Below are 14117 nucleotides of genomic sequence, written 5' to 3' on the forward strand. Positions count from 1 at the left end.
GTTAGTTCATTGATCTTGCGGAAATTCGTCCTTGGTAGCTTCTAGTTGGGCATCATTTGTTTCGATCCACTTTTCCAAAGCCTCGAAAAGTGGGATCCACACTTCGTTATACTCGTGGTGAAAAGTCATCATGCACATGTCGATTGCCGCGAGATTCCGGTCTGAATAAAGCTCCATCCATCGGTTCGAAAAAGTCGTCTCGTACTCGTCGTAGTTCACCTTTGAATAGCCCATGCAAAGGCCAGCATAGCTCGGGTGAGCACTCTCAGAAAGATCTGCGTACACTTCCATCATGCCGGGATATCGCTTGTCGCACTTCTCTAGTACGGTGAGAATGTTTATGGATCTTGGGCCCTCCCGATCGCCGTTTCGCGAGCCAAGGAGCAATTTCGTCGTTTTGTCGCCGAAGAGATGGAAGTTCAACCTGCCGTCTAGGACCTGCTGCATGAGTTGGTTCAGGTAGACAAGCGTGGCCAGCGTCTCGAACGCGCTGCGAATCAGGATACGCGTGCCAAGTCCATACCCTTGTTCATGCAACGCAAAGGACTGAGCCAGCAGATCTTGCGCCCGCCAACAGACCGCCTCACGAAGCATCATGCTCCTGAATGTGGCTTTCCATTTATGGGCGACCGGATTGCGTGCCAGTAGGCCGCCAACCGGAATGCTCGAAAAGAGCGATTCCTTCCAGATGGCCAAGTTTTGTTCGACGATATCTGCGTCCATGGGCGCCTGACTATCACGAGCGGGTCGCGTGGTCATGGGTGTGGCTCCATCAGGCCGCGCTCCTCGAGCGTACCGAAGCCGCGAGAACATTGAGATCACTCCCTACATCCACATCGACGAGCGGCATTAAGCCGATCGGCCGATGCGTCGTTTCTCCATTCCGCCCAGTCTTGCAATTCGATAAGGAAGGCGTGCTATGAATGCGATCATTCCGCAGCGCCGAAACCGCGAGCCCATCGAGTTGGCGCTCGACCGCGCACTCGTCGATGAAGCAGAGCGCCTCGGCATCGACCTCTCACAAGCCTGCGAGCAAGGCCTTAGCCAAGCCATCGCGCGCGAAGCCACGCCGCGTTGGCAAACCGATAATGCAGAAGCCCTCGCGGCCTCTAACACACATGTCGAGCGGCACGGCTTGCCGCTCGCTGGCGCACGGCTCTTCTAGGCCTGGTGGCGCAGTTCGACGTCCATGCCCGCCGCGGTGCTCCAGGCCTGTTGCTCGACTGCCAGGCCGACCTGTTATCCACTCTCAACACCCGTTTCGTTGTTCCGCTGCTTCCGCGCATAATGGCGCCCAAGCCCGCAGATCGGCTCAACCCGGTGTTCACCGTGGCAGGTGAGGAAGTCGTGATGCTCACCCAGTTCGCTGCCGCGGTCCGCACGAACGAGCTCGGTGAACGCATCACTTCGCTGGCAGATGAACGCTATGCGATCACCAATGCGTTGGACTTGCTGATCAGCGGCATCTGAATGGCAACATCCGTGCACCCGAGCGCGTTCTGAGATCGAACCGGCCGGAGCCTGCCATGCTCACCATCACCCCCCTCTCCCCCCGCGCCGTCGAAATCGTCGCCGAGGGCCGTTTCACCGCCGCCGACGTCGCCCCAGCCCTCACCCGCCTCGCCGCGATCCTCGACGACATGCCGCAGCTCGACATCCTCGCCGATGTCCGCGGCTCGCCCTCGATCGCGCTCTCGGCGATTACCGAGGAGCTCAAGCATCTCCCCCTCGTCTTCCGCATGATCCGCCAGATCGAGCGCGTCGCGATCGTCGCCGACGCGCACTGGGTGCGGGTCGCCTCCAGGATCGAGGGCGCGGTGATCCCCGGCGTGCACTATGAGGTCTATGAGCGCCACGAAGCCGCGCACGCCCGCGAATGGGTGCTGCGCCACACCGACGAGCCCCGCGCCGGCTGAACCGCGCCCGCGCCGTTCAGCCGCTGGCAAGCCCGGCGCGCCATGCTAATAGCCGGCAAATCTCGGGGGAGCACAATATGATCCGCGCCACGCCTCTCATCCTTGCCGCGCTTTCTGCGGCGGCGCCCGCCGTCGCGCAGACCCAGCCGGTTCAGGCGCTACCCACCGTCGAGAGCCTCCAGCGCGATTTCGACGCGTTCTTCGCCCAGCCGCACGACGGGATCACCGTCACCCACGCGCGCGACGACATGAAGAAGACCTCGCTGCTCGTCCGTACCGTCGGCGCCAGCAAGACCGTCCGCCGCTGCGAAACCGAATTCGCGACGCCCACCGAAAAGATCAACGCCAACGCCAGATCGGAACGCAGCTGGCGCGTCGCCTGGGGAAGCATCGCCGAGGTCCGCCGCGAGGACGCGTTCAGGCTCGAGCTCGTGTCGAAGAAGCCCGACGGCGTCCGCACGATCCTCGAATTCCCGGACGCTCGGCTCGCGGAAGACTTTGCGCAGGCCATGGATTTCCTGCGCCTGAATTGCTCCGGCTGATCGAGAGCGCGCTCGTCGTCTCCACTTGCCGCCGCGCAAGACTCATCCCAGGCCCCGCCCCGCCTCGCGCAACACTTCGGCCGAAGCCCGCAGCCCCGCCACTTCGCCTGCGTCCAGCTCGGGCACCAGCACGCGCTCGATCCCGCCCGCGCGGAGCACGCAGGGCAGGCTGAGATAGATGCCCTCAATCCCGAACTCGCCGGTGAGAAGGGTCGATACCGGCAGCACGGCATGCTCGTCGCGGACCAGTGCCTCGCAGATCCGCACGATCGCCGTCGCCACGCCGAACGAGGTATATCCCTTGCCCGAGACGATCCGATACGCGGCCTCGCGCACGTCGCGCGTCACTGCCTCGCGGTCGATCGCGGCCTGCGCATAGTCCTCGAGCCGCATGCCGCCGATCCGCACTCCCGAAAAGGCCACCATCTCGCTGTCGCCATGCTCGCCCAGCACCTGCGCGTGGATCGCCCCCGGCGCCACTGCGAGCCGGGCCGCCAGTGCCTGTCGCAGCCGGCTCGAATCGAGCAACGTCCCGGTGCCGATCACCCGTGCGCTCGGCAATCCCGAGCGGCGCAGCGCGACATGCGCCATCAGATCGACCGGGTTCGACGCCACGACGATGATCCCGCCGAACCCCGCCGCCATCAGCGCGTCGACGCAGCTCCCCACGATCGCGGCGCTCCGCCCGGTGACCGAGAGCCGCGTCTCGTCGCCATGCGTCGCCGCGCCGGCGGTGATCACCGCGATGCCCGCGCGCGCGGCATCGGCATAGTCCCCCGCCCAGATCCGTGCGGGCCGCGCCAGCGCATTGGCGTCCTCCAGGTCGGCCGCCTCGGCGCGCGTCCGCTCCTCGTCGCGATCGATCAGCACGATCTCGCGGAACAGTGCGCGCAGCATCAGCGCATAAGCGGCGGTGGCGCCGACATGGCCTGCCCCGATGACGGCGATGCGATGCGGATCCATGGCTGGAACTCCCTATGTACGCGAGCCGCCTTGTAGCACGGCGCCGCGTCGCCGCCGATCGCACGCCGAAGGGTCGTTCAGCCGCGCTTCACCGGCATTGCCGGAACGTTCTCGGGTACCGATCTTGAAGGTATCCAAGGAGGAGAGCATTTCATGAAGACCATCACCGGCCTCGCGGCCCTCGCCATGGCGCTCGTCGCCGCGAGCCCTGCCGCGGCGCAGACCAGCACGCGCTACAGCAGCGGCTCCTATCAGGACGAGGAAGCGCGCTTCGACGCCGCCCAGCGCCGCTTCGACAACGAGTATGAGCAGTTCCAGGCGGCGGTCGAGCGCTATCGCCGCTATCGCGCGTCGCGCTCATCTTATGACGATCGGCCCGATCCCCGCTATGACGATGACGCCGATTACGATGCGTCGCGCTACTATCGCTCGGGCAATTATCAGGAGCGCGTGCTCCGCGACGACGAGCGCGTCTATCGCGGTGAGGACGGCCGCTATTATTGCAAGCGCAGCGACGGCACCACCGGCCTGATCGTCGGTGCCGCGGCAGGCGGGCTGTTCGGCAATGTCATCGCCGGCCGCCGCTCGAGCACCGTGGGTACCCTGCTCGGCGCGATCGCCGGTGGCGCCGCGGGTGCATCGATCGAGCGCAGCCAGCAGCAGGTCCGCTGCCGCTGAGACCGCGAAGGGAGCGTCGCCGGGTCAGGACCTGAGCGGCGCTCTCAGCCGGCGGGGGTTTCCACGGCGATCAGCGTTGCCGCCGCGAACCGCTCGTCCTTGGGATCGAACACCGGGCTGGGCGTGAAGGTCCGTTCGAGCATGGCGAGCTCGCCGAGCCCGTCCAGCTTGAACAGCCCGACCTTCTCCTCGCGCGGCGGCTGGCCATCGCGCTCGATGGTGACGGCGCCGATATAGGCATCGCCATGCCGCGCGAAGGCGACGTGCGGCGCGAGCACGACGCGCCCGCCATTATAGGTCGCGGTGATGCAGCGGTTGCTGACGATCGCTTCGAACAACACCGGCAGGGCGGCGGAGGGCGCGGATGGGGTCTCGGGTTCGCTGGGAGCCATGCTGTCCAATATATGACCTATGCCGCAACGCAGCAAGACCAAGCCAGGCCGCGGAGGCGGAAGGAGGCGCGGCGCCCACTTCCGTACCAACACCATTACGTCCTTCCCCGGAGCCGCGGATTTACGCGCGATCAGCTACATCCGGGGCAAAGGGGACCGAGGAGTAGCCCCCTGATGTCCGTCGATCGTTTGCTTGCCCAACATTGCCGCATCCTCGCCAATGTGGACGCGGCCGAGCGTTTCGCCGCGGGGCCGCCGCCGCCGCACGGCGTCAGCATGGCCGACAAGCGCTGGGCCTTCACGCGCGACCTGCTGCTCCATTTCGCGCAGATGGAATCGACCGTCTACGGTCCGATGATGACTGACCGCCGCGCCCATGCCCAGGAGGCTGCGGCGCTGGCGAGCGTCGAGACCGCGCGGTTGACCGCCGAATTTCGCGAGCATGTCGCCCGCTGGCAGGGGCCGCATCCCGCGGATCAGTGGGAGGCCTATCGCCGCGCGCTTTCCCGGCTGCTGCTGCGGGTCCGCGCACGGATCGAGGCCGAGGCGATCGAGATCGTTCCGCTGCTCCCGGTGCAATCGAGCGGGGGGCGCAGTGGCCCGACTCGCGAAAGCTATGCCGCCGAGGCCTGGGAGATCCGCGGGGTCCTGTTCGACGGAGTGACGCTGCCGGCGCGCGCCTGAGCGTCGACATTCTCCTCTCGCCGGCATTCGCCCGTTGCGATGCCGCCGCCGACGCGCCAAGAGCGCGGCATGCCGATCCACCCTTTCGCCATCGCCAATTTCCGCGCTTACTGGGTGGCCCGCTTCGCGGCGACGCTCGGCCAGATGGCGATGGTGATCGTGATCGGCTGGCAGGTCTACGACATCGCCCGTGAGACCATGACGATCAAGGAGGCGGCGTTCCAGCTCGGGCTGATCGGCGTCGCCCAGTTCTTGCCGCTGCTCGCGCTCTCGCTCTTCGCCGGCTGGCTCGCCGACCGGATCGACCGCCGCTGGATCGCGCGCGCAGCATTGGGGCTCGAGGCGTTGTGCGGGCTGGTCCTCGGTTGGCTGACCTGGACCGATACGATCACCCTCCCCGCCTTGTTCGGCATCGCGGCCCTGCTCGGCGTGGCGCGCGCCTTCGCCAGCCCCGCGCTCGGCGCGCTCGCACCCAACCTCGTGCCCAAGGAGAGCCTGCCCACCGCGATCGCGCTCAGCTCGACCTCGTGGCAGATCGGCACCGTGATCGGCCCGGCGATGGGCGGCTATCTCTATGCCGCGGGCCCCTCGGTGCCATACTTCGTCGCGGCGGGACTGTTCTCGCTCGCGCTCGTCATGATGCTGCTCATCTCCCCGGTGCCGCGCACAAGCGTCAAGTTCACCGGCAGCCCCTGGGCGCAGATGATCGACGGCCTCCATTATGTCCGCCGCAACCGCCTCGTGCTCGGGGCGATCTCGCTCGACCTGTTCGCCGTCCTGCTCGGCGGCGCCACCGCGATGCTCCCGGTCTATGCGCGCGACATCCTCCAGGTCGGCTCGGAGGGCCTCGGCCATCTCCGCGCCGCGCCCGCGCTCGGGGCGGTGATGATCGGCCTGTTCTTCTCGTGGCGCCCGCTCAAGACCGAGGTCGGCAAGAAGATGCTGGTCGCCGTGGCGGTCTTCGGCCTCGCCACCGTGGTGTTCGGCGCCGCCGCGCCGGTCCTGGTACGGCTGCTCGGCCCCTCGGCGATCGGCCACGACTTCGCGCCCGCCGTTTTGCTCTCGCTCGCGGCGCTCTTCGTGCTCGGCGCGGCCGACATGGTCTCGGTCTATGTCCGCCAGTCGCTGATCCAGCTCTACACGCCCGATCAGATGCGCGGCCGGGTCGGCGCGGTGTCGACTTTGTTCATCTCGGGCTCGAACGAGCTGGGCGAGGCCGAATCGGGCTTCCTCGCCGCGCTGATCGGCCCCCTGGCCGCGGTAATCGGCGGCGGGATCGGCGCGGTGCTTGTCACCCTGCTATGGGCCAAGCTATTCCCCGAGCTCAGGCGGGCTCGCACCTTCGATCCTCCGGCCAATCTCGAAGTGCCTCCCAAGGAGATGACGACATGAAGGCGAACACGATCCTCGAGACGATCGGCAACACGCCGCACATCCGCGTGCAGAAGCTGTTCCCCGGCGCCGAGGTGTGGATCAAGTCCGAGCGCTCCAATCCGGGCGGCTCGATCAAGGACCGCATCGCGCTGGCGATGGTCGAGGCGGCCGAGAAGTCGGGCGACCTCCAGCCCGGCGGCACGATCGTCGAACCGACCAGCGGCAATACCGGCGTCGGCCTCGCGATGGTCGCCGCGGTCAAGGGCTACAAGCTCATCCTCGTCATGCCCGAGAGCATGAGCCTCGAGCGCCGCCGGCTGATGCTGGCCTATGGCGCCACCTTCGATCTCACCCCGCGCGAGAAGGGCATGAAGGGCTCGATCGAGCGCGCGATGGAGATCGTCGAATCGACTCCGGGCGCCTGGATGCCGCAGCAGTTCGAAAACCCTGCGAATGTCGACGTCCATGTCCGTACCACTGCACAGGAAATCCTGAATGATTTCGCAGACAGCCCGCTCGACGTGATCATCACCGGCGTCGGCACCGGCGGCCACATCACCGGGGTCGCCGAGACGCTCAAGAAGAGCTGGCCGAACCTCAAGGTCTTCGCGGTCGAGCCCGAGCTCTCGCCGGTCATCTCGGGCGGCACCCCGGGCCCGCACCCGATCCAGGGCATCGGCGCCGGCTTCATCCCGAAGAACTTCCACGGCGACGCGATCGACGGCGTGATCAAGGTCGATGCCGGCGCCGCCAAGGAGATGGCCCGCCGCGCCGCGCGCGAGGAAGGCACGCTCGTCGGCATCTCGTCGGGCGCCACGCTCGCCGCGATCCAGCAGAAGCTGCCCGACCTGCCCGAGGGTGCGCGCGTGCTCGGCTTCAACTACGATACCGGCGAGCGTTACCTGAGCGTGCCGGAGTTCCTGCCCGAGAGCTGATCGCTCCGGAAACGCTCGGCTGGACGGGCCATTGCGGCGTTTCGGCGGCGCAATGGTTCCAAAATGGCGCCTTCTGCGTTATGGGCGGCGACCCCGCTTCCGGAGCCGTTTTTTGACCCTACGCCCTCGCCTCATCTCCATGACCCGGCGCGCCCACGCGCGACGGGGCTGAGCGGCAGCGCGCGATGCTCATGCAATCCCAGGAGGCTGCGCTCGCGTCTGCGCGGGCGTCCCGGCCGTCGGCCTCGCTCTATCTCCGCATCCTGCTCGCCTTGCTGGCGCTGGCGGCGATCGGCATTCCCCTGTGGATCGTCTCCACCGCCCCGCGCGTCGTGGTGTATAATCGCACGCCGGTGGTGATCTCCAAGCGCGTAGTGCCGAAGCAGGAACTGCCGCCCGTCGAGCCGATCAAGCTCCAGCAAGTGGCTCCCGAGGACGCCCGCGAGATCAACGCCGCCATTCCCTTCTCGACGCTGCCCAACCCCGCGGCGCGCGCCTTCCGTCTTTCGGGCGCTGCCGACAGCCAGGTGCGCGCGGTCGATTGCCTCGCCGCCGCGGTCTATTACGAAGCCGGCGACGATGCGGTAGGCCAGCGCGCGGTCGCCCAGGTCGTGATCAACCGCATGCGCCACCCGGCCTTTCCCAAGACGATCTGCGGCGTCGTCTTCCAGGGATCGGAGCGCAGCACCGGCTGCCAGTTCACCTTCACCTGCGACGGCGCGATGCTGCGCTATTCGCCCGGCGCGGCGGCCTGGCAGCGCGCGCGCGACGTCGCCCGCATGGCGCTGGCCGGCTCGGTCTACCGCCCCGTCGGCCACGCCACCCACTACCATACCGACTGGGTCGTTCCCTATTGGAGCGCGAGCCTCGAGAAGATCACCGCGGTCGACACGCATCTCTTCTTCCGCTGGGCGGGCTGGTGGGGCACCCCGCCCGCGTTCAACCGCGGCTATGCCGGGGTCGAGCCCAACATTCCGCTGATGGCGCGGCTCTCGTCGGTGCATCAGGGCGATGCGAACACCCTGCTCGATGCCGCGCTGCAGGGCGACGGCTCGATCATCGACCCCGCGACGATACCCGACAGCGCGGTGCCCAAGGCCGCGGGCGCGGGGCTCGACGCCAACCATTTCCTCGTCACGCTCGATCGCAAGATGAACCCCGACGCCTTCGCGGCGCTCGCGATCAAGACGTGCGGCGAGCGGCTCTACTGCAAGTTCATGGCGTGGACCGACCCGAAGCAGACCCCGGTCAAGCTCCCCGCCACGCCGGCCCAGACCGCGGCATTGTCGTTCAGCTATCTCCGCGATCAGGCGCAGGGTTATGCCAAGGCGCTGTGGAACTGCCAGCAGTTCAAGCGTCCCAGCCCGCTCCAGTGCATGCGCGTCCAGCCGCCCATCGTCCCCGTCGCGCTGCCCGGCTCGGCGCCGGTCGCCGCACCCGCCCCGGATACCAAGGCAGTGGCCGGACCGGCGCCGCTCACCGGCGTGCGCCGCAGGACCGAGTCCGCGCCGGTCACGATCAGGCCGCCGGTGAACTTCACGCTGGCAGCCCCCAAGCCGACCCCCGCGCCGACCCCGATCCCCACGCTCACGCCCACCAATTAGGTCAAATCCTCCCCCGCCAGGGGGAGGTGGCACGCGCAGCGTGACGGAGGGGGCGGAAGCACTGCGCCCTATTGGAGAGTGCGCTGCTTACCTCCCCCTCCGTCAGCCTTCGGCTGACACCTCCCCCTGGCGGGGAAGGATTGAATGTTAAGCGCGCGCCACAAGCTCGCGCGCCAGCTCCGCCGCAATCGGTGCGGCGACATCGGCGATGTCGGGCCGATGCCAGCCCCTCGCGCCCGCGGTGTCGATCGCAACCGTGGCCAGTCCCAGCCGCCGTTGCAGCCAGCTTCGCCGCACCGAGATCGTCTGGATCGCGGGATAGGGCACGATCCAGTCGCGCCGGGAGAGCACGCCGCGCGTCACTTGCGCGCTGGTCTCGCGCAGCCCGTAAAGATGCCGGCGCCGCTGCAACAGCGCTAGCCCGACGGGCACGGGCACCAGCAGGAGCCCCAGGCAGAGCAGCGGCAAGAACGCTCCGGCGACCGCGAAGACCGCCAGCACCGGCAGTCCGTGCCGCAGCGCGGCGCGCAGCACATGCCCGCGCGACACGGGCGCCAGCGCGTCCGCTTCGAACCGCGGCAATCCCGCCGCGGCGATCACGCGCTCGACCTCCTCGTCGCGTGCGAAGGGCGCCATCTCCTGCCGCCCCGAGCTGTCGTCGCTCCCGCCCAGGGTCTGGAACTCGAGGCTCCGCCAGCCCAGGCGCCCGCTGATCGCTCCCCTGCGCACCAATGCGAGCTGGATGCGCGCTTTGACGATGACGACCTCGCTGCGCGTCAGCAGCCCGCGAATGCGCCGGAACCGCTCCTCCCGCTCGTCGAGCCGGAAGCCATATTCCCTGGCCAGTGTCCGGACGAGGCCCGCGACCACCCCGAGCGCCAGCGCCAAAGTCAGCACCGTCAGCGCGGTCGTCAGGTTCAGGTGGCTGCGCACCTCGCGCCCCGCGATCCCGACGAGCTCCTGCCAGTCGAAGTCGATGACGTCATCGATCGCCTGAAGCCCCGCGAAGATTGCGGCGAGCCACACCAGCGAGAAGTTGAACAGCCCGTAGAGCAGCACCCGCCCGAGCGACATCGCGAACAGCCGCCGTCCGGCCTCGGCGTCGACCGGCGCCTCGCCGCTCGCCACCGCCGGCACGCGGCGCAGCGCCAGCCGGAGCCGATGCGCTTCGTTCAGCGTCACGCTGTCGAGCGTCGCCTCGTCCTTGTCACCGCCGCCGGTCTCGATCCGCACCAGCGCCAGCCCGAACAGGCGCGCCAGGGGCTTCTGCTCGATCGACACGTCCTGCACGCGCTCGAGCGGGATCGAACGGCGGCTGCGGTGGAGCACGCCGCCTTCGATCACGAACTCGTCGTCGGTCAGCCGATAGGTCGCGTGCCACCAGCCTAACCAGGTGAAGAACGCCATCGCCGCGATCCCGACGAGCGTCAGCAGCACGACCTTGACGATGCCGAACTCGCCGCCGAACGCGAGCAAGACGGGCAGGCCGAGGAGCGTCGACGGCGCCGACTTGAGCAGCCCGATCGCGATCGTCGCGGGATGGACCCGGCGCGTCTCGCCGTCGCTCACGCCGCGCTGCCGATCCGCGTGCGGATGGCGTCGCGGATCTCCTCGGCGGTGGCGCGCGTAATGCCCGGCAGGACCACCACCGTCTGGTCGGTCCCGGCGGTGTGCAGCATCAGCCGCGCCACGCCGAAGCCGCGCTCGAAGGGCCCCTGCGCGACGTCGATATGCTGGACGCGCACCACCGGCACGATCGTGTGCACCCGGGTCCACCAGCCGTGCGCGACATGGAGCTCGCTTCCGGTGAACGCATAGCCCCAGTGCCGCCACCGCCGCGGCGGCGCGATGACCGCCAGCCAGATGCCGATCAGCAGCGCCGCGCCGGCGATCGCCCCGCGCACGGGCAGTCTGTCCGCGAACACGACCTCGGCGATGATCGCGGGCACGATCAGCGCGAACGCCATCACCGCGCCTCGCGCGTGCATGACGTTCAACTGGCCGCGTTCGATGGGCTGCAGGGGCACGATGGTCAGGGACATTCCCCGACCATGCTATGTCGCCGCGTGCCGCTCAAGCGGGTTCACGCCGCGCGGAACATCTCCGGATCGAGCGCCATCACCGTGTCGCTGCCGCTCTCCACCTTGCGGCGGAGTGCACCCGCGTCGGGCAGGAAGCGCTCGGCATAGAAGCGCGCGGTGACCAATTTGGCCTCGAGGAACTTGGCGTTGTCGCCGCCCTCGGCCAGCCCGTCCACGGCCGCCTTGGCCATGCGCAGCCACATCAGCCCCAGGGCGACGGTGCCGGTGAGCTGCATGTAGGGATAGGCGCCCGCGCCGACATGGTTGGGGTTCTGGAAGCCGTTGGCCGCGAGCCACATCGTCGCGCCCTGGAGATGCCCGAGCGCCTTTTCCAGCGCCTCGGCAAAGCCCTTGAGCTTCTCGTCGCCCTTGGCAGCGGCCACTTCCTCGCCCACCAGCTTGAAGAAGGCCTGCACCGCGCGGCCGCCATTCTGCGCGAGCTTGCGGCCGACCAGGTCCATCGCCTGCACGCCGTTGGTGCCTTCGTAGATCATCGAGATGCGCGCATCGCGGACATACTGCTCCATGCCCCATTCGGCGATGTAGCCGTGCCCGCCATAGACCTGCTGGCTGTCGGTCGCGACCTTGTAGCCGATATCGGTGCCGACGCCCTTGATCACCGGGGTAAGCAGCCCGATCAGATCGGCTGCGAGCTGGCGCTCTTCCTCGGTTGCCGCGGCATGCTCGAGATCGACCTGGAGCGCGCCCCACAGGCAGAGCGCGCGCAAGCCCTCGGTCTGCGCCTTGGCCTCCATCAGCATGCGGCGCACGTCGGGATGGACGAAGAGCGTGTCGGCCTTCTCGCCGGGCTCCGCAGGCCCGGTCAGCGCGCGGCCCTGGCGTCGATCGTGCGCGTACTGGACCGCGTTCTGATAGGCGGTCTCGCCCACGCCGAGGCCCTGGAGCCCGACGCCGAGGCGCGCAGCGTTCATCATGATGAACATCGCGGCGAGGCCCTTCATCTCCTCGCCGACCAGCCAGCCCTTGGCGCCGTCATAGTTCATCACGCAGGTCGAGTTGGCGTGGATGCCCATCTTGTGCTCGATCGAGCCGCAGCTGACCGCGTTGCGCTCGCCCAGCGAACCGTCGTCGCCCACCATGAACTTGGGCACCACGAACAGCGAGATTCCCTTGCTGCTCTCCGGCGCGCCGGGGGTCTTGGCGAGGACCAAGTGGATGATGTTGCTCGTCAGGTCGTGCTCGCCCGACGAGATGAAGATCTTGGTGCCGGTGATCGACCAGCTTCCGTCGGCATTGGGCTCGGCGCGGGTGCGGATCAGGCCCAGGTCGGTGCCGCTGTGCGGCTCGGTGAGGTTCATCGTGCCGCCCCACTCGCCCGACACCATCCTGGGCACGTACTTGGCCTTCTGCTCCTCCGAGCCCTTGACCAGCAACGCCGCGATCGCGCCATGGGTGAGGCCGGGATACATGGCGAAGGCCATGTTGGCGGAGATCATATATTCCTGGAACGCGGTCGAGACGACGTGCGGCATCTCCTGCCCGCCGAACTCGGCAGGGGCGCTCAGCGTGCCCCAGCCGCTCTCGACGAACGCCTTGTACGCTTCCTTGAAGCCGTCTGGCGTGGTCACGCTGCCGTCGTCATGGCGCGTGCAGCCCTCCTGATCGCCCGAATGGTTGAGCGGGAACAGCACGTCGGCGACGAACTGGCCACCCTGGTCGAGCACGGCCTCGACCACGTCGGGAGTCGCGTTCTGGAAGCCCGGCAGGTTGGCGTAGCGATCGAGCCCGATCACCGAATCCAGGATGAAGCGCGTGTCGCGCACCGGCGGCGTATATTGCGGCATTTCAGGTTCCTCAGTGGCTGTCGCTGCTTTGGAGCAGCTCGACGAATTGCTGGAGCTCGGCGATATGCGCGTCGATGTCGCGCTTCTGGTTTTCGAGCAGCTCGATGCGGTCGCGGCAGCGTTCGAGCGTCACTTGCTTCTGCACGCGGCGGCCCTCGCCGACATCGTAGAGATCGATCATCTCCTTGATCTCGGCGAGGCTGAAGCCGACGCGCTTGCCGCGCAGGATCCAGGCGAGCCGGGCGCGATCGGCGTGCGAATAGATGCGCTGCGTGCCGCGCCGCTCGGGCGCGATCAGCCCTTCGTCCTCGTAGAAGCGCAACGCGCGCGGCGTGACGGCAAATTCCGCGCACAGGTCGGAAATGGAGAAGGCATCCTGCTCGGGACGCGGCTCGATAGGCGCCAGGGCCTCGATCGGAAAGGCAGCAGCGGGCATACCCTTCTGTTACCTTACCTTTACGTGAACGTCAAGTAGTGCGCGTCGACAGGCGGGCGATCAGCCCCGACATCTCGAACACGGTGGCACCGGCGTCGAGCGACAGCCCGGTCGCGGCCCCGGCCAGTTCGCGCGCCGCGGCATAGGCGTCGAGCGCGGTGCGCAGCCCCTCGCCTGATCGCGTCCGCGCGCGCTCGGCGATGAAGCTCGGCGAGCGGTCGAGAAACGCCTCGTAGCGCGGCTGCGCGGCCTTGGCGCCGAGCAGCTTGGCCAGCCGCGACCGGATCGCGTTGGAGGGATCCCCGGTATCGGCGAGCACCGCCATGTCGCTCTCCAGCGCGGCGATATCGAGCCCCGCAAAGCCCAGCGCCCGCCCGATCGACCCCTCCCCCGCCCGGACCAGCGCTTCGATCTCACTCGCGGGAAGATCGAGAAGTTCGACCCGCAACAGCTGCGCCACCTGTTCGTCGCCCAGCGGCTCGAACCGCAGCAACCGGCAGCGTGAGCGGATCGTCGGCAGCAATTGCCCCGGCGCGTGGCTGACCAGCAGGAAGATCGTCCCCGCCGGCGGCTCCTCGAGATTCTTGAGCAGCGCGTTGGCGCCACCGCGTTCGAGATCGTCGATCGAATCGATCACCACGACGCGGCGCTCGCTCAGCGACGGCTTGGTCGCGAACAGCGGCTGCAGGCTGCGCACCTGCGCGATG

17 protein-coding genes are annotated in these 14117 nt (G+C 67.8%); 9 read left to right on the forward strand and 8 right to left on the reverse strand.

Annotation, left to right across the window (positions count from 1 at the left end; translation table 11 throughout):
• Window positions 1–6 precede the first annotated feature (6 nt).
• On the reverse strand, window positions 7–759 hold the full coding sequence (locus tag MT490_RS16605) for a hypothetical protein (protein WP_297390238.1): 753 nt from the start codon (window positions 757–759) through the stop codon (window positions 7–9).
• Between the two features lie 160 nt (window positions 760–919).
• Here MT490_RS16605 and MT490_RS16610 point away from each other — a divergent pair, with 160 nt between their 5' ends.
• The 4 genes from MT490_RS16610 (at window position 920) to MT490_RS16625 (ending at window position 2458) form a co-directional block, all read left to right on the forward strand.
• Window positions 920–1165, forward strand: coding sequence for a type II toxin-antitoxin system CcdA family antitoxin (locus MT490_RS16610; protein WP_297390240.1), 246 nt, complete (start codon window positions 920–922; stop codon window positions 1163–1165).
• Window positions 1166–1170: 5 nt separating this feature from the next.
• Window positions 1171–1470: a CcdB family protein gene (locus MT490_RS16615; RefSeq protein WP_297390242.1), complete on the forward strand. Its 300-nt coding sequence runs from the start codon at window positions 1171–1173 to the stop codon at window positions 1468–1470.
• A gap of 56 nt (window positions 1471–1526) precedes the next feature.
• Window positions 1527–1916, forward strand: coding sequence for an STAS/SEC14 domain-containing protein (locus tag MT490_RS16620; protein WP_297390245.1), 390 nt, complete (start codon window positions 1527–1529; stop codon window positions 1914–1916).
• Window positions 1917–1993: 77 nt separating this feature from the next.
• Entirely contained in the window at window positions 1994–2458 is a 465-nt protein-coding gene (locus tag MT490_RS16625; protein WP_297390248.1) for a hypothetical protein, read from the forward strand.
• Between the two features lie 42 nt (window positions 2459–2500).
• Here MT490_RS16625 and MT490_RS16630 read toward each other — a convergent pair whose 3' ends face one another.
• Window positions 2501–3421, reverse strand: a complete 921-nt coding sequence (locus tag MT490_RS16630; RefSeq protein WP_297390251.1) for an L-lactate dehydrogenase — start codon at window positions 3419–3421, stop codon at window positions 2501–2503.
• 153 nt (window positions 3422–3574) lie between these two features.
• Between MT490_RS16630 and MT490_RS16635 the strand changes: the two genes are divergently transcribed.
• Window positions 3575–4099, forward strand: coding sequence for a glycine zipper 2TM domain-containing protein (locus tag MT490_RS16635; protein ID WP_297390254.1), 525 nt, complete (start codon window positions 3575–3577; stop codon window positions 4097–4099).
• A 44-nt stretch (window positions 4100–4143) separates the two neighbouring features.
• Here the strand turns inward: MT490_RS16635 and MT490_RS16640 are convergent, their stop codons facing one another.
• Window positions 4144–4491, reverse strand: coding sequence for a hypothetical protein (locus MT490_RS16640; protein ID WP_297390257.1), 348 nt, complete (start codon window positions 4489–4491; stop codon window positions 4144–4146).
• A 174-nt stretch (window positions 4492–4665) separates the two neighbouring features.
• Between MT490_RS16640 and MT490_RS16645 the strand changes: the two genes are divergently transcribed.
• The 4 genes from MT490_RS16645 (at window position 4666) to MT490_RS16660 (ending at window position 9088) form a co-directional block, all read left to right on the forward strand.
• Window positions 4666–5175, forward strand: coding sequence for a hypothetical protein (locus MT490_RS16645; protein ID WP_297390260.1), 510 nt, complete (start codon window positions 4666–4668; stop codon window positions 5173–5175).
• 69 nt (window positions 5176–5244) lie between these two features.
• Window positions 5245–6567, forward strand: coding sequence for an MFS transporter (locus tag MT490_RS16650; protein ID WP_297390262.1), 1323 nt, complete (start codon window positions 5245–5247; stop codon window positions 6565–6567).
• Window positions 6564–7484, forward strand: a complete 921-nt coding sequence (gene cysK / locus MT490_RS16655) for a cysteine synthase A (protein WP_297390266.1) — start codon at window positions 6564–6566, stop codon at window positions 7482–7484. Before MT490_RS16650 ends, cysK begins: the two co-directional genes overlap by 4 nt.
• Window positions 7485–7669: 185 nt before the next feature.
• The gene (locus tag MT490_RS16660; protein ID WP_297390268.1) at window positions 7670–9088 is read left to right on the forward strand and encodes a cell wall hydrolase; all 1419 of its coding nucleotides are present in this window, start codon (window positions 7670–7672) and stop codon (window positions 9086–9088) included.
• Window positions 9089–9235: 147 nt separating this feature from the next.
• Here the strand turns inward: MT490_RS16660 and MT490_RS16665 are convergent, their stop codons facing one another.
• From MT490_RS16665 to MT490_RS16685, 5 genes are all read right to left on the reverse strand, one after another.
• A complete protein-coding gene (locus MT490_RS16665; RefSeq protein WP_297390271.1) occupies window positions 9236–10657 on the reverse strand; it encodes a PH domain-containing protein in 1422 nt (473 codons plus the stop codon).
• Window positions 10654–11130 (reverse strand): PH domain-containing protein, encoded by a 477-nt coding sequence (locus tag MT490_RS16670; protein WP_297390273.1) that lies wholly within the window; start codon window positions 11128–11130, stop codon window positions 10654–10656. Before MT490_RS16670 ends, MT490_RS16665 begins: the two co-directional genes overlap by 4 nt.
• A 41-nt stretch (window positions 11131–11171) precedes the next feature.
• A complete protein-coding gene (locus MT490_RS16675) occupies window positions 11172–12974 on the reverse strand; it encodes an acyl-CoA dehydrogenase C-terminal domain-containing protein (RefSeq protein ID WP_297390276.1) in 1803 nt (600 codons plus the stop codon).
• A 10-nt stretch (window positions 12975–12984) separates the two neighbouring features.
• Window positions 12985–13410 carry a MerR family DNA-binding transcriptional regulator gene (locus tag MT490_RS16680; protein ID WP_297390278.1) on the reverse strand — a complete coding sequence of 142 codons (426 nt, stop codon included), beginning with the start codon at window positions 13408–13410 and terminating at the stop codon, window positions 12985–12987.
• A gap of 31 nt (window positions 13411–13441) precedes the next feature.
• On the reverse strand, window positions 13442–14117 hold a 676-nt coding region (locus MT490_RS16685; RefSeq protein WP_297390281.1), incomplete at its 5' end, for a DNA polymerase III subunit delta'.

It is taken from the genome of Sphingomonas sp., assembly GCF_026460985.1.
GTDB lineage: Bacteria > Pseudomonadota > Alphaproteobacteria > Sphingomonadales > Sphingomonadaceae > Sphingomonas.